Origin of the sequence: Sulfuricella sp., from assembly GCF_035531155.1 — a bacterium.
GTDB lineage: Bacteria > Pseudomonadota > Gammaproteobacteria > Burkholderiales > Sulfuricellaceae > Sulfuricella.
This window is the reverse complement of the sequence record NZ_DATKTK010000032.1, coordinates 41,624-54,720: the sequence shown is the minus strand read 5'-3', so window position 1 is coordinate 54,720 and position 13,097 is coordinate 41,624. Positions and strand designations below refer to the sequence as shown.

At 57.1% G+C, this 13,097-nt stretch carries 19 protein-coding genes and 4 tRNA genes; 3 read left to right on the top strand and 20 right to left on the bottom strand.

Annotated elements, in window-relative coordinates; all coding sequences use genetic code 11:
• The 5 genes from VMV64_RS06910 to VMV64_RS06890 all read right to left on the bottom strand — a co-directional run.
• Positions 1-129 (bottom strand): GTP-binding protein (locus VMV64_RS06910; protein ID WP_325329226.1); only part of this gene is annotated, 129 nt, incomplete at its 3' end.
• 40 nt (positions 130-169) lie between these two features.
• Positions 170-244 (bottom strand) — tRNA-Thr (locus tag VMV64_RS06905).
• A 27-nt stretch (positions 245-271) separates the two neighbouring features.
• A tRNA-Gly gene (locus VMV64_RS06900) sits at positions 272-345 on the bottom strand.
• Positions 346-426: 81 nt separating this feature from the next.
• Positions 427-511, bottom strand: a tRNA-Tyr gene (locus VMV64_RS06895).
• A 94-nt stretch (positions 512-605) separates the two neighbouring features.
• Positions 606-681, bottom strand: a tRNA-Thr gene (locus VMV64_RS06890).
• Between the two features lie 195 nt (positions 682-876).
• Between VMV64_RS06890 and VMV64_RS06885 the strand changes: the two genes are divergently transcribed.
• Both VMV64_RS06885 and VMV64_RS06880 read left to right on the top strand, forming a co-directional pair.
• Positions 877-1,197, top strand: a complete 321-nt coding sequence (locus tag VMV64_RS06885; protein WP_325329222.1) for a thioredoxin-like domain-containing protein — start codon at positions 877-879, stop codon at positions 1,195-1,197.
• 93 nt (positions 1,198-1,290) lie between these two features.
• Entirely contained in the window at positions 1,291-2,259 is a 969-nt protein-coding gene (locus VMV64_RS06880) for a hypothetical protein (RefSeq protein WP_325329221.1), read from the top strand.
• On the opposite strand, the gene VMV64_RS06875 is transcribed toward VMV64_RS06880, so the two are convergent.
• From VMV64_RS06875 to VMV64_RS06850, 6 genes are all read right to left on the bottom strand, one after another.
• The gene (locus VMV64_RS06875; protein WP_325329220.1) at positions 2,260-2,682 is read right to left on the bottom strand and encodes a ClpXP protease specificity-enhancing factor; all 423 of its coding nucleotides are present in this window, start codon (positions 2,680-2,682) and stop codon (positions 2,260-2,262) included. It abuts the gene before it with no gap.
• Complete coding sequence (locus VMV64_RS06870) at positions 2,679-3,278, bottom strand: glutathione S-transferase N-terminal domain-containing protein (RefSeq protein ID WP_325329219.1); 600 nt, start codon at positions 3,276-3,278, stop codon at positions 2,679-2,681. The genes VMV64_RS06875 and VMV64_RS06870 overlap by 4 nt, the downstream gene beginning before the upstream one ends.
• Positions 3,279-3,513: 235 nt before the next feature.
• Entirely contained in the window at positions 3,514-4,227 is a 714-nt protein-coding gene (locus VMV64_RS06865; protein WP_325329218.1) for a cytochrome c1, read from the bottom strand.
• Positions 4,227-5,462 (bottom strand): cytochrome bc complex cytochrome b subunit, encoded by a 1,236-nt coding sequence (locus tag VMV64_RS06860; protein WP_325329217.1) that lies wholly within the window; start codon positions 5,460-5,462, stop codon positions 4,227-4,229. Before VMV64_RS06860 ends, VMV64_RS06865 begins: the two co-directional genes overlap by 1 nt.
• Positions 5,463-5,465: 3 nt before the next feature.
• Positions 5,466-6,068, bottom strand: coding sequence for a ubiquinol-cytochrome c reductase iron-sulfur subunit (petA, locus tag VMV64_RS06855; protein WP_325329216.1), 603 nt, complete (start codon positions 6,066-6,068; stop codon positions 5,466-5,468).
• 264 nt (positions 6,069-6,332) lie between these two features.
• Positions 6,333-7,079, bottom strand: coding sequence for a Nif3-like dinuclear metal center hexameric protein (locus tag VMV64_RS06850; RefSeq protein WP_325329215.1), 747 nt, complete (start codon positions 7,077-7,079; stop codon positions 6,333-6,335).
• Between the two features lie 83 nt (positions 7,080-7,162).
• Here VMV64_RS06850 and VMV64_RS06845 point away from each other — a divergent pair, with 83 nt between their 5' ends.
• Entirely contained in the window at positions 7,163-8,308 is a 1,146-nt protein-coding gene (locus VMV64_RS06845) for a Do family serine endopeptidase (protein ID WP_325329214.1), read from the top strand.
• Between the two features lie 15 nt (positions 8,309-8,323).
• On the opposite strand, the gene tatC is transcribed toward VMV64_RS06845, so the two are convergent.
• From tatC to hisH, 9 genes are read right to left on the bottom strand one after another with little or no spacing between them, the layout of a single operon-like run.
• A complete protein-coding gene (tatC, locus tag VMV64_RS06840; RefSeq protein ID WP_325329213.1) occupies positions 8,324-9,142 on the bottom strand; it encodes a twin-arginine translocase subunit TatC in 819 nt (272 codons plus the stop codon).
• Entirely contained in the window at positions 9,139-9,594 is a 456-nt protein-coding gene (gene tatB / locus VMV64_RS06835) for a Sec-independent protein translocase protein TatB (RefSeq protein ID WP_325329212.1), read from the bottom strand. Before tatB ends, tatC begins: the two co-directional genes overlap by 4 nt.
• Before the next feature lie 6 nt (positions 9,595-9,600).
• Positions 9,601-9,822: a Sec-independent protein translocase subunit TatA gene (gene tatA, locus VMV64_RS06830; protein ID WP_325329211.1), complete on the bottom strand. Its 222-nt coding sequence runs from the start codon at positions 9,820-9,822 to the stop codon at positions 9,601-9,603.
• Between the two features lie 18 nt (positions 9,823-9,840).
• The gene (locus VMV64_RS06825) at positions 9,841-10,176 is read right to left on the bottom strand and encodes a histidine triad nucleotide-binding protein (RefSeq protein WP_325329210.1); all 336 of its coding nucleotides are present in this window, start codon (positions 10,174-10,176) and stop codon (positions 9,841-9,843) included.
• Entirely contained in the window at positions 10,173-10,493 is a 321-nt protein-coding gene (locus VMV64_RS06820) for a phosphoribosyl-ATP diphosphatase (protein ID WP_325329209.1), read from the bottom strand. The genes VMV64_RS06825 and VMV64_RS06820 overlap by 4 nt, the downstream gene beginning before the upstream one ends.
• Entirely contained in the window at positions 10,490-10,885 is a 396-nt protein-coding gene (gene hisI / locus VMV64_RS06815; protein WP_325329208.1) for a phosphoribosyl-AMP cyclohydrolase, read from the bottom strand. Before hisI ends, VMV64_RS06820 begins: the two co-directional genes overlap by 4 nt.
• Positions 10,882-11,655 carry an imidazole glycerol phosphate synthase subunit HisF gene (gene hisF, locus VMV64_RS06810; protein WP_325329207.1) on the bottom strand — a complete coding sequence of 258 codons (774 nt, stop codon included), beginning with the start codon at positions 11,653-11,655 and terminating at the stop codon, positions 10,882-10,884. Before hisF ends, hisI begins: the two co-directional genes overlap by 4 nt.
• Entirely contained in the window at positions 11,655-12,401 is a 747-nt protein-coding gene (gene hisA, locus VMV64_RS06805) for a 1-(5-phosphoribosyl)-5-[(5-phosphoribosylamino)methylideneamino]imidazole-4-carboxamide isomerase (protein ID WP_325329206.1), read from the bottom strand. Before hisA ends, hisF begins: the two co-directional genes overlap by 1 nt.
• A gap of 36 nt (positions 12,402-12,437) precedes the next feature.
• Positions 12,438-13,094, bottom strand: coding sequence for an imidazole glycerol phosphate synthase subunit HisH (hisH, locus tag VMV64_RS06800; protein ID WP_325329205.1), 657 nt, complete (start codon positions 13,092-13,094; stop codon positions 12,438-12,440).
• Positions 13,095-13,097: the final 3 nt, after the last annotated feature.

The window sequence follows — 13,097 nt, the reverse complement described above, 5'->3', positions numbered from 1 at the left end:
TTCGCCGCCAAACTTCTTCGACAAGATCGTGGTGATCGCCGCCGTCAGCGTCGTCTTGCCGTGATCCACGTGACCAATCGTGCCCACGTTTACGTGCGGCTTCGTCCGCTCAAATTTGCCTTTTGCCATGATGACTTCCCTTTAAGCAACTAATCCAGAACAAAAATTATGGAGCCCATGATCGGAATTGAACCGATGACCTCACCCTTACCAAGGGTGTGCTCTACCCCTGAGCTACATGGGCATTAAACCTGTGCCACTAACACTTAACTGGAGCGGGTGAAGGGAATCGAACCCTCGTCGTAAGTTTGGAAAACTTCTGCTCTACCATTGAGCTACACCCGCGTTCCGTAACAATGGCCATTAGAGCCAAGAGCACCAAGACGAGCGCCCAAGCCCGTCTTCAACTACTACTACCACTAAATCTGGTGGAGGGGGAAGGATTCGAACCTTCGAAGGCAGAGCCGTCAGATTTACAGTCTGATCCCTTTGACCGCTCGGGAACCCCTCCGAACGTAACCGCTAATTATGCCGGTGTTGCGCTTTCCTGTCAAACACATTTGCCGCGAATCGACTTGACTTCCGCCGCGGCATCCCGAAACCGCTGGTGCCGGCACCAAGAATCGAACTCGGGACCTTCTGATTACAAATCAGCTGCTCTACCAACTGAGCTATGCCGGCCACGCACAAAGGCGGGATTATAGGGCCTTCGCACGAGTTCGGCAAATCCAGTTGCGCTGCCTTGAACATTTTTCGCCACTCTGTGTCAGAATTGATAAATATCAATACACAATGAATGCCATGTCTTGTCGAATTCTTCACAGTCTATGGCTTGCCTTTTGCGCCGCCCTTTTTCTTGCCGCCAGCGGGCTGGCTATGGCTAGCGACGCCCCCAACCCCAAGGCGGCCGAATTTTCTCCCGGACTGCATTGGCTCAACATCAGCAAGCCACTGACTCTGCGTGATTTACGCGGCAAAGTAGTGATCCTTGATTTCTGGACTTACGGTTGCATCAACTGCATCCACGTCATTCCGGATCTCAAGCGACTGGAAGCCAAGTATGGCAATAAGCTTGCCGTCATCGGCGTGCACTCCCCTAAGTTCGAAAATGAAAAAAACCTCGACACCCTGCGCAATGTCGTGATCCGTTACGACCTTGCGCACCCGGTGGTAAACGACACCAAATTCACTTTGTAGCGTCAATATGGCATACAGGCCTGGCCGACCCTGGTTATTATCGACCCCGCCGGTGGAATTGTCGGGGGCGTATCCGGCGAGGGGCATTACGACGTGCTAGACAAGCACATCGGCAACCTGCTCAACCAGTTCGCCGCTCAGATCAATACCACCCCATTGCCTTTGGCACCAGAAAAAAACAAAACCTCCGCCTCCCTTCTTGCAGCTCCAGGCAAGATAGCGGCAAACGGAGACAGTGTAGCCATCGCTGATTCCTTGCACCATCGCGTTCTGCTGACCGACACCAAGGGCAAGATTACGCAAATATTTGGCGGGGGCGCAGCAGGCTTCAAGGATGGACACGCATCGACCGCACGCTTCATTGATCTTACGCGCCGCACGGTCACAACTGTTGCCGGCAATGGCAGGAAAGGGGGGGCTGTCAGCGCTGAAGCCAAAGGACTCGAAGTCGGCCTCAGCTCCCCCTGGGATGTTGCCTGCCGGGACGGCACGCTCTATATCGCCATGGCTGGTTCGCACCAGATCTGGCGCCTCAACGCCAAGTCACAAAGGATTGCCCTCTTTGCCGGGATTGGGCGAGAAGACATTGCTGACGGAAAATTAAGCGAAGCCGCTTTCAGTCAGCCCAGCGGACTGAGTCTGTTTGATCACTGGCTTTACGTCGCCGATGCGGAGGATTCAGCGGTACGCCGGATTGACCTGCGATCCGGCAGGGAAAAGGTGGAAACCCTGGTTGGCACCGGCCTGTTTGACTTTGGTGACCGCGACGGCGCTTTTGCGAACGCGAAGCTGCAGCACGTACTAGGGGTTGCCGCACTGGACGAGAACCGCATCCTGATCGCGGACACCTACAACCACAAGCTGAAAATGCTCGACCTGCGATCCCGCACCGTCACGTCACTAGCTGGAAATGGCAAACCCGGAAAGGAGTTCAATCTGAATGAACCCGGCGGACTAGCCGTGCTCGGCGGCACGGCGCTGATCGCCGACACCAACAACAACCGCATCGTGAGCTACGACCTGCGCACAGGCCGAGTCAGCGACTGGCCCGTCAGGCAGTAATTATTTTACAATTTTCAGTTGCGGCTTGCTGCGTGGCGTTGGCGGCTCGTCATCTGGCGATGGCGAAGATGCGACATCGCCCAAAGGCGTTTCATCCACCCCGCCCGCTTCTTCTTCAAGCGCAAAGGAAAGACCCTGAGCGTTTTCGCGGGCGTAGATGCTGACCACCGCATCTATAGGCACCTCGATGTCACGTGAAGCGCCGTTGAAGCGAGCCGAGAACTGAATCAAATCATTGCCGATGAGAAGGTTGCGTGTAGCCCCCTGGCTGACATTCAGGACGATCTGCCCGTCCTTTGCGAACTCCATCGGCACCCGGGTATGCTTGCCCACCGCAACCACAAGGTGCGGCGTCAACCCGCTATCAGTACACCATTCATAGATGGCGCGAATGAGGTAGGGTTTGGTGGACAGTTCGCTCACTTGCGCATGGCTTTTTCGGACGGAGTCAGCGCCTCGATGAATGCCGGCCGACTGAACAGCCGCTCGCCGTATTTCAGCAGGGGCGCGGCCTGCTTCGGCATTGAGATACCGTAATAATCCAGACGCCACAGCATGGGAGCAATCGCCACGTCGAGCATGGAGAACTCTTCGCCCAGCATGAACTTCTGCTTGACGAACAGCGGCGCAAGCTGTGCGAGGCTGTCGCGCACCGCGGCGCGCGACTTGTCCGCCGCCTTCTGGCTGCCATGCTCGATAGCCGCGACATGGCTGAACAGTTCCTGCTCGAAGCGGTGCAAGAATAGTCGAGCCCGTCCGCGCATCACTGGATCAGCCGGCATCAATTGCGGGTGGGGGAAGCGCTCATCGATGTATTCGTTGATGATGTTCGACTCGTGCAGAATCAAATCGCGTTCCACCAGCACAGGCACCTGGTTGTACGGATTCATCACCGCTAGATCTTCAGGCTTGTTGTGGAGATCCACATCGATGACCTGGAAATCCATGCCTTTTTCATACAGTACGATGCGGCAACGCTGACTAAATGGGCACGTAGTGCCGGAATAAAGTGTCATCATAGGTTTTTTGCTGCTAATAGTGGTAGACATGTTTATATTGGCGAATCCGCGTGACCGAGACCGGAATCCAGCTATCGGAATGAACGGCTTGCCGAGGGGAACATCCCCTATGCGCTCCGGCCAATCGAGTCATACTAACATTTTATCGAGACGATTTACTAGAGCCCAAAGCGGAAACGGGCCATAGTGGCCCGTTTCCGCTGATTCAGGCTATGTTTTGCCTGATCGCATCAGCTTAATGAATATCCTTCCAGAACTCTTTCTTCAGGTAATAAGCCACCACGAAGAAGATACCCAGAAAGAGCAGAACAAAGACACCCAGTTTCATGCGTGTCGCCTTAATCGGCTCACCCATGAACTCCAGGTAATTCACCAAATCCGCCACCATGCCATCATACTCCGCCGGCGTCATTTTGCCCGGCTTGGTCAGCACCAGCTTCTGGGTTTCGTGCTCGCCGTGCTTCTCCACGTGCAGCACCTGCTCGCCCTGGAACTCGTACAGAACGTGCGGCATACCCACCTTATCGAAGGCCACATTATTCCAACCTGTTGCCCTGGTTTCGTCGCGGTAGAATCCGCGCAGATACGTGTAGAGCCAATCCGCACCGCGTGACCGGGAAATCACGGAAAGATCAGGAGGCGCAGCGCCGAAAGCCGCCAGTGCATCCTTCTTGCTCATGCTGTTGGTCATGGCATCGCCCACCTTGGCGCCGGTGAAGATCAAATTATCCTTGATCTGCTGCTCGGTGAGGCCAATGTCCTGCAGGCGGTTGTAACGCATCGCCTGCGCGCTGTGGCAAGACAGGCAGTAGTTGACGAAAGTCTTCGCACCGCGCTGTAACGACTGCTGGTCGCTCAGTTTGGTAGGAGCCTTGTCCAGATGGATGTCGCTGGAGGCGAATGCCATCGTCGAAGCCAGCAGGCTTACGAGAAACAGTATCTTTTTCATTATCCTGTCACCCTTTCCGGTACGGGTTTGCATTTGTCGATTTTGGTGTACCACGGCATCAGCAGAAAGAAGCCGAGGTAGACTGTGGTCAGTATCTGCGAAAGCAGTGTATACAGCGGCGTAACCGGCAGCATGCCCAGGTAACCCAGACCGACGAAGCTGATCACGAACAGCGTCAGCGCAGTCTTGTAGATTGGGCCGCGATAACGGATCGACTTGGCTGGCGCACGGTCAAGCCAGGGCAGGAAGAAGATGATCACGACCGCCACACCCATCGCGATCACGCCCGGGAACTGCGAGCCGAACATTGGCGGCACCGCGCGCAGGACCGCATAGAACGGCGTGAAGTACCATACCGGAGCAATGTGCGGCGGCGTCTTCAGCGGATCCGCGGGAAAGAAATTGTTATCCTCGATGAAATAGCCGCCCAAGTCGGGCGCGAAGAACACAATCGCCGAGAACACCATCAGGAACACCACCACCCCAACGATATCCTTCACCGTGTAGTAGGGATGGAAGGGAATGCCGTCGAGCGGAATGTGGGTGACCGGATCCTTATGCTTCTTGATATCAACACCGTCCGGATTGTTCGAACCCACTTCGTGCAGCGCGATGATATGCGCCACCACCAAGCCGATCAGCACCAGCGGCACGGCGGCCACGTGGAAGGCAAAAAAGCGGTTCAGCGTAGCGTCGGAGATCACGTAGTCACCACGAATCCAGATCGACAGGTCCGGACCGATGAACGGCACGGCAGAGAACAGATTGACGATTACCTGCGCCCCCCAGTAGGACATCTGCCCCCAAGGCAGCAAGTAGCCCATAAAGGCTTCCGCCATCAGGGCCAGGTAGATGAGCATACCGAAAATCCAGATCAGCTCGCGCGGCTTGCGATAGGAGCCGTAGATCAGGCCGCGGAACATGTGCAGATACACCACCACGAAAAACATCGAGGCGCCGGTGGAATGGACATAGCGAATCAGCCAGCCCCAATCCACGTCGCGCATGATGTACTCGACAGAATAAAAGGCAAGGGCCGCATCCGGCTTGTAGTGCATGGTAAGAAAAATACCGGAGACGATCTGAATGACCAGCACCAGCAGCGCCAGCGAGCCGAAGAAATACCAGAAGTTAAAGTTCTTCGGTGCGTAATACTCGGAAAGGTGCTCTTTCCAAAGCTTGGTAAGGGGGAAACGGTCGTCCACCCACCCCAGCAAACGTGTCAGGCTATTCATTTATCAGGCTCCCTTGCTGTCGTCGCCAACCAGAATACGGCTGTCGCTCAAATACTTGTAGGGCGGAATTACCAGGTTGGTCGGCGCGGGGACACCCTTGAACACGCGCGCTGCCAGATCGAAGCGAGAACCGTGGCAGGGGCAGAAAAATCCACCTGGCCAGTCGTCGCCCAAGCCACTTACGGGGCCGGCCTTCATTTTCTCGGAAGGAGAGCAACCAAGATGAGTACAGATACCCACCACCACCAGGATGTTTGCGTGCTCCGCGCGAGAACGCAGCGCATTCTGGCAGTACTTCGGTTGCTGTTGCACGTCCGATTTGGGATCAACCAGCTTGTCGTCATGATTCGCCAGCAAATCCATCATTTCCTTGGTGCGGTTCACGATCCATACCGGTTTGCCTTGCCATTCGACATTCAGGATCATGCCCGGCTCGACCTTGCTGACATCCACTTCCACCGGCGCACCGGCGGCCTTGGCTCGCTGGCTTGGCATCCAACTCGCGAGAAACGGAACAGCGACACCAACCGTCGCAATTCCACCGACCGCAGTCGTAGCAGCAATCAGAAATCTCCGTTTGCTGCGGTCCACTTCATTTTGGCTCATACACTGAATCCCCGTTTTCTTGGAAACCTCAACGGCACGCCCGATATTGACTTAAGCAATCCAGCCTCAATATCGACAGCGCCAGATAAAATAATCTGCCGCGAAACATTCCGGATAATCCTATCCGAAAATCTTTCTTGGGACATAAAAGTCGGCAATTGTAACCAATTTTTCTGAAAAACTTAAATCCATTTATTCAGCTTTCCTGGCAACAAAACGTCAACACATTGTTTATCAAGCAATCACAGCGCAAATCTGCCGCAGCTATACCGGGTTGTCAATATCGATAAACTGATGGCTGATGCCAAATTGTTGGGCCAGATGCGCGCCCAGTGCCTGCACCCCGTAGCGCTCAGTAGCGTGATGACCAGCAACAACGAACGCAACTCCCGTTTCGCGCGCGAGATGGACGCACTGCTCCGAAATCTCGCCGGTGAGAAAAGCATCCACACCAAGCCGGATCGCCTCCTCGAAATACCCTTGGGCTGCACCGCTGCACCAGGCGATGCGCCGTATCGCCTTGCCCCCATCGCCGATAACCAGCGGCGTACGGCCCAGGGCCAGCGCAACCCTTTCGCCCAGCCCGTAAAGCGGCAGCGCATCGGCGAGCACGCCATGACAAGCGATGCCCTGCTCGCCGAACCCGCCTTCCACCACGAAGCCCAATTTTTTCGCCAGCTGCGCATTATTGCCCAGCACTGGATGTGCATCGAGCGGAAGATGGTAAGCCAGCAGGCTGACATTGTGGCGCAACAGCAACTCGATCCGGGCGCGTTTCACCCCCGTAATACGGGCATCCTCGTTTTTCCAGAAATAGCCGTGATGCACCAGGATCGCGTCCGCACCCGCACCGATCGCCGCCTTGAGCAAATCCAGACTGGCCGTCACCCCGCTCACCAGGCGAAAAACCTCAGGCCGCCCTTCTATCTGCACCCCATTTGGGCAATAATCATGAAATCGGGCCGCATCCATTAGCTGACCGGCATAAGCTTCCAGCTTGTAAAGTTCCATAAGCGCCCCAAATTGAATTTTGGACGACACGCTAACTTGCCGCCCATGACAAAACGCAATATTACCGATATCGAGAGAAAATTATGCGCAGACTCTGGCTCATTTTTGCACAAACCGCCACCATCAGTCTTGCGGCGCTATTCGTTATCGCCACGCTGCAGCCGGATCTTCTGCCATGGCGCGGCAATTCAGTGGTTACGCTACAAGAGGCCCCATCGGGCGGCGCCGCGCAAAAGACCGGTTCATTCAGTACAGCCGCAAAAAAAGCCATGCCTTCGGTGGTCAATATTTTTACCAGCAAGGAAATCCCGGCACCGCACAGTCCATTCATGGACGACCCCCTGTTCCGCCGCTTTTTCGGCGACCGTCTCGATAGCGAACCACAACGTGCGTCCAGTTTGGGCTCCGGCGTGATCGTCAGCCCGGATGGTTATATTCTGACCAACCACCATGTCGTCGAGGCCGCCGACGAGATCGAAGTGGCCCTCGCTGATGGCCGAAAAAGTTCGGCCAAAGTCGTCGGCACCGATCCCGATACCGATCTCGCCGTACTGAAAATCGAACTGAAAAATCTGCCCGCCATCACCTTGGGCCATGCCGAGCAGCTCCAGGTCGGAGACGTGACACTGGCGATCGGCAACCCCTTCGGTGTCGGACAGGCCGTGACGATGGGAATCGTTAGCGCCCTGGGGCGCAGCCACCTGGGCATCAACACCTTCGAAAACTTCATCCAGACCGACGCCGCGATCAACCCCGGAAATTCCGGCGGTGCACTGGTGGACGCTAGCGGCAACCTGATCGGCATCAACAGCGCAATCTATTCCCGTAGCGGCGGCTCACTGGGCATCGGCTTCGCCATCCCGATCAGCCTCGCCAAGCAAGTAATGGAACAGATTATCCTCCACGGCGGAGTAGTGCGTGGCTGGATTGGGGTGGAAGTACAGGACATCACGCCAGAGCTGGCAGAAACTTTCAAAATGCGCAAAACCAGCGGCGTCCTGATTGCCGGAGTACTGCGCGGCGGACCAGCGGATCGGGCAGGCGTCAAACCGGGAGATATCCTGCTGGAAATCGGCGGCAAACCGGTCGGCGATTCCACCGACATGCTCAACCAGGTTTCCAGCCTAGTGCCTGGCAAGGTCTCCGCGCTGAAGATTTTGCGCAACCAGACAGAAGCCGAGCTCCATGTCAGCATCGGGAAGCGGCCGAAGGCGCGGCAGAATAACTAGGCCCGGCAAGCGCTGCTAGTCCCGCGTTTCGCTCTGCTTCTGCTCTATCGCGTCCAGCTCGCGTTCCATTTCCTCGTCACTGAGCGGCTGGTAATCCGGCTCGGCCACAGCAGCCTTTTTCTCTATCATCGAGGCAACCACAATACCCAGTTCGTACAGCAGCCAGAGCGGCACCGCCAGCATGATCTGGGACACCACGTCGGGCGGAGTAAAAATGGCGCCGATCACGAAGGCGCCGACAACCACATAAGAACGGATCTCGCGCAGCTTCTTGACGCTGACCATGCCCATCCTCACCAGTACCACCACCACTACCGGCACCTCGAAGGTGATGCCGAAGGCGACGAACAGGGTCAGGACAAAATCCAGGTATTTGTTGATATCGGTCATCACCGCCACGCCCTGCGGTGCGACCGAGGTAACAAAACCGAATACCACCGGGAACACCAGGAAATAGGCGAAAGCCATGCCGCACAGGAACAGGAAAGTGCTCGCCGCCACCAGCGGTGCGATTAACCGTCTTTCATGGGCATACAGACCGGGGGCAATGAAGGCCCATATCTGGTAGAGCACGTAGGGCAGGGCGATCATGAAGGCGGCCATCATTGCCACCTTCATCGGTACAAAAAATGGCGTAGTGACGTCAGTAGCGATCATCTGACCGCCCTTGGGCAGCACAACAAGCAGCGGGTGAGCCAGTATGGCGTAAAGATCGCCGGCGAAGGGAAACAGGCAGATGAACACCAATCCCACCGCGATCAGCGCGCGCAGCAATCGGCTGCGCAGCTCGATCAAATGGGAAAAAAACGATTCGGAAGTTTCAGGCGTGATCACTTGGATTTGGATGAAGTCTCTGCTTGGTGGGGCAGCGTCGAATCCAGGCCCAACTCAAGCTGCGGCGATGCAGCTGCGGGGATTTCCGCAGATGGCAAGGGTTGCGGCTCGCCAGGCTTTTCCGCAGCCGCGTCCCCTTCAAGAACGAGCGGGGTAGTAGCCGGGGTGACCAATTCCGCCGCCCCCCTGAATTCCTGCTCGACGTGCTGGGTTTCCTCGATGATCACATGCTCGGCAGTCGAGGCCTTGGCGCGCAGATCGGCTTCAATCTTGCGCAGCTCTTCCAGCTTGAGCTGATTGTTGATGTCAGCCTTGACCTCGGAAACATAACGCTGCGCACGGCCGAACAGCAGGCCCGCGGCTCGAGCCACTTTCGGCATGCGCTCCGGGCCTATGACAATCAGTGCAACGACACCGATCACCAACAGTTCGGCGAAATTGAAGTCGAACATGGCGGATTACGATACGGTCTTGTTCTTGACTTCGCCTTCGATGGTTTGGCCGGCCTGCTGTGCCGTTGCATCGATCTTCGGCGTCTTTTCCTCTTCCTTGACGGCTTCCTTGAAGCTCTTCACCGCGCCACCCAGGTCGCCGCCGATGTTACGCAGTTTCTTGGTGCCGAAGATCACCAGCACGATCACCAGTACGATCAGCCAATGCCAGATGCTGAATGAGCCCATTTCCTTCTCCTCTAGAAATTATAAGTGCGGCAGCTTGCCGCCTCCGATGACATGGACGTGCAGATGGAACACCACCTGACCGCCGCCCTTGCCGGTATTGATGACGGTCTTGAAGCCGCTGTTCAGTCCCTGTTCTTTCGCCAGCTTTGGTGCCAACAGTAGAATGCGGCCGAGCAGCATTTCGTGCCGGCCATGGCAGTCCTCCAGCGAGTTGATGTGCTCTTTCGGCACGATCATGAAATGAACCGGCGCTGCAGGGTTGACGTCATGGAAGGCAATAAGTTCACCGTCCTCGTACACCTTGCGGCTGGGGATTTCGCCCGCCACGATCTTACAGAAAATGCAATCGCTCATTGCTCACCTCTTGCTGCCTTCTCGGCAAGACCGGACAACCCCTCGCGCCGCGCCAGTTCGTCGAGCACTTCTTCCGGACGCACTCCCTGGCTGGCCAGCATCACCAGGCAATGAAACCATAAATCAGCGGTTTCGTACACGATCTGCTGACGATCACCGTTCTTGGCCGCCACGATGGTTTCTGTAGCCTCTTCGCCGATTTTCTTCAGGATAGCGTCCAGTCCCTTGGCGTACAGCTTGGCTACGTAGGAACTGGTCGGGTCAGCCTGCTTGCGGGCTTCCAGGGTATCTGCCAGTCGACTGAGTATATCGCTCATTTCTTGTAGATCTCTGCCGGGTCTTTCAGAACCGGCTCCACCACCAGCCATCTGCCCAGTTCCAGTTTCTGGAAGAAACAATGGTTGCGGCCGGTATGGCAGGCGATGCCGCCAATCTGCTCGACCTTGAGCAGCACCACGTCCTCATCGCAGTCGAGGCGAATCTCTTTGACCTTCTGCACATGGCCGGATTCCTCGCCCTTGTGCCACAGCTTTTTGCGCGAGCGCGACCAGTACACCGCCTCGCCTCCCTCCGCCGTGAGCTTGAGGGCTTCACGGTTCATCCAGGCAAACATCAGCACCGCCCCGCTCGTCGCATCCTGGGCGATGACCGGCACCAGGCCGTCATCCGTCCACTTCACCTTGTTCAGCCAGATATCTTTTGCACTCATAGTCTCACTTCAATGCCGTGTTGCGCCATATAGCGTTTTGCTTGCTCGACGGAATATTCACCGTAATGGAAAATGCTGGCTGCCAGCACTGCATCGGCATGGCCCTTGAGCACCCCATCCACCAGATGATCAAGATTGCCGACGCCGCCGCTGGCGATCACCGGGATACCGACCGCATCGGCCACTGCGCGGGTCAACTCCAGGTTGAAGCCGATCTTGGTGCCGTCGCGGTCCATGCTGGTCAGCAGAATCTCGCCGGCGCCCATTTGTTCCATCTTTTTCGCCCATGCCACCGCGTCCAGCCCGGTGTCCTTGCGTCCGCCGTGAGTAAACACGTTCCAGCGCAGCGGCTCGCCCGCAGCCGATACCTGCTTGGCGTCGATCGCCACCACGATGCACTGCGAGCCGAAACGCGACGAGGCGTCCGCCACCAGTTGCGGGTTCTCCACTGCCGCGGTGTTGATGCCGACCTTGTCGGCGCCGGCATTGAGCAGCCTCCGCACGTCGTCGACGGCACGTACGCCGCCGCCCACGGTGAGGGGAATGAACACCTGCGCCGCCACTTCCTCGATGATATGCAGAATCAACCCACGGTTATCGCTGCTCGCAGTGATATCGAGAAAGGTCAGTTCGTCCGCGCCCTGCTCGTCGTAGCGGCGCGCAATCTCGACCGGATCGCCGGCATCGCGCAACGCCACGAAATTCACACCCTTGACGACGCGACCGTCGGTCACGTCGAGGCAGGGGATGATGCGCTTGGCCAAACCCATCAGGCCGTTCCGCCTAATTCATCCGCCAGCTTCTGCGCCTCGGCGAAGTTGAGCGTGCCCTCGTAAATGGCCCGACCGGTAATGGCGCCCATGATGCCCTCGGACTCGACGGCGCACAGTTGTTTCACGTCATCCAGGTTGGTGATGCCGCCGCTGGCGATGACCGGGATGGTCAGCGCCCGCGCCAGGTTTACCGTCGCCTCGATATTCACCCCGGAGAGCATCCCATCGCGGCCAATGTCGGTATACACGACCGCTTCCACGCCATAACCCTCAAATTTCTTGGCCAGGTCGATCACGTCATGCCCGGTTACCTTCGACCAGCCATCCACCGCCACCTTGCTGTCCTTGGCATCGAGACCGACGATGATCTGGCCGGGGAAAGCATAACAAGCCTCATGCAGAAAGCCGGGGTTCTTCACCGCTGCAGTGCCGATAATGACGTAGCTGATGCCATTGTCCAGATAGCGCTCGATAGTTTCCAGGTCGCGAATGCCGCCACCCAACTGCACAGGGATATCAGCGCCCACCGCATCTACGATAGCCCGGATGGCGCTACCATTGACCGGCTTGCCGGCAAAGGCTCCGTTCAGGTCAACCAGGTGGAGCCGACGCGCGCCGGCATCGAGCCAGTGCCTGGCCATCGCACCGGGGTCTTCGGAAAAGACGGTAGCCTCCTCCATCAACCCCTGTTTCAAACGCACACAGTGCCCGTCTTTCAAGTCAATCGCAGGAATAATTAGCATGATGGTTGCAGCAGTAGGATTACAATAAAAATTGGATCAGACCGGATTGGTTGCCATTCCGTTCCATTCCGCGAAATTGGCCAGCAGCTTGAGTCCCGCGGCCTGGCTTTTTTCCGGATGGAACTGCACGGCGAAAATATTGTTGCGCGCCACGGCGCAGGCGAAGGCGAAGGGATAATGGGTAAACGCCGCCACCAGTTCAGGATTGCCCGCCTCGACGTAGTAACTGTGCACGAAATAAAATCTCGCGCCGTTGGTAATTCCATTCCACAAGGGATGAGACACGGCTTGATGCACCTCGTTCCAGCCGATGTGCGGCACCTTGAGGCGCTGCCCCTGAGTGTCGTGCATCGCCTCGCGCGGAAACAGCCTGACCTTGCCGGGCAGCACCCCCAAACCAGCGACATTGCCTTCCTCGCTGAATTCGAACAGTGCCTGCATACCCAGGCAGATGCCGAGAAAAGGCTTGGTCTGTGCCGCCTCGATCAGCACCTGACGCAGGCCGCGCACCTCCAGCTCACGCATGCATTCCGGCATCGCGCCGACGCCGGGGAATACCACCCGATCGGCTTGCGCAATCTCACCCGCGTCGCTGGTCACCACGATGCGCGCATCCGGGGCGACATGCTCCAGCGCCTTCGCCACCGAACGCAGGTTGCCCATGCCGTAATCCACTACCGCGATGCTGCTCATGAT

Excerpts from the sequence above, each read along its gene's own strand:
- tatB (WP_325329212.1), bottom strand. The coding sequence starts at position 9,594 with ATGTTCGACTTCAATTTCGCCGAACTGTTGGTGATCGGTGTCGTTGCA.
- petA (WP_325329216.1), bottom strand. The coding sequence starts at position 6,068 with ATGAGCCAAAATGAAGTGGACCGCAGCAAACGGAGATTTCTGATTGCT.
- hisH (WP_325329205.1), bottom strand. The coding sequence starts at position 13,094 with ATGAGCAGCATCGCGGTAGTGGATTACGGCATGGGCAACCTGCGTTCG.
- hisA (WP_325329206.1), bottom strand. The coding sequence starts at position 12,401 with ATGCTAATTATTCCTGCGATTGACTTGAAAGACGGGCACTGTGTGCGT.
- VMV64_RS06825 (WP_325329210.1), bottom strand. The coding sequence starts at position 10,176 with ATGAGCGATTGCATTTTCTGTAAGATCGTGGCGGGCGAAATCCCCAGC.
- VMV64_RS06820 (WP_325329209.1), bottom strand. The coding sequence starts at position 10,493 with ATGAGCGATATACTCAGTCGACTGGCAGATACCCTGGAAGCCCGCAAG.
- VMV64_RS06850 (WP_325329215.1), bottom strand. The coding sequence starts at position 7,079 with ATGGAACTTTACAAGCTGGAAGCTTATGCCGGTCAGCTAATGGATGCG.
- hisF (WP_325329207.1), bottom strand. The coding sequence starts at position 11,655 with ATGGGTTTGGCCAAGCGCATCATCCCCTGCCTCGACGTGACCGACGGT.
- tatA (WP_325329211.1), bottom strand. The coding sequence starts at position 9,822 with ATGGGCTCATTCAGCATCTGGCATTGGCTGATCGTACTGGTGATCGTG.
- VMV64_RS06865 (WP_325329218.1), bottom strand. The coding sequence starts at position 4,227 with ATGAAAAAGATACTGTTTCTCGTAAGCCTGCTGGCTTCGACGATGGCA.
- hisI (WP_325329208.1), bottom strand. The coding sequence starts at position 10,885 with ATGAGTGCAAAAGATATCTGGCTGAACAAGGTGAAGTGGACGGATGAC.
- VMV64_RS06845 (WP_325329214.1), top strand. The coding sequence starts at position 7,163 with ATGCGCAGACTCTGGCTCATTTTTGCACAAACCGCCACCATCAGTCTT.
- VMV64_RS06870 (WP_325329219.1), bottom strand. The coding sequence starts at position 3,278 with ATGATGACACTTTATTCCGGCACTACGTGCCCATTTAGTCAGCGTTGC.
- VMV64_RS06860 (WP_325329217.1), bottom strand. The coding sequence starts at position 5,462 with ATGAATAGCCTGACACGTTTGCTGGGGTGGGTGGACGACCGTTTCCCC.
- VMV64_RS06885 (WP_325329222.1), top strand. The coding sequence starts at position 877 with ATGGCTAGCGACGCCCCCAACCCCAAGGCGGCCGAATTTTCTCCCGGA.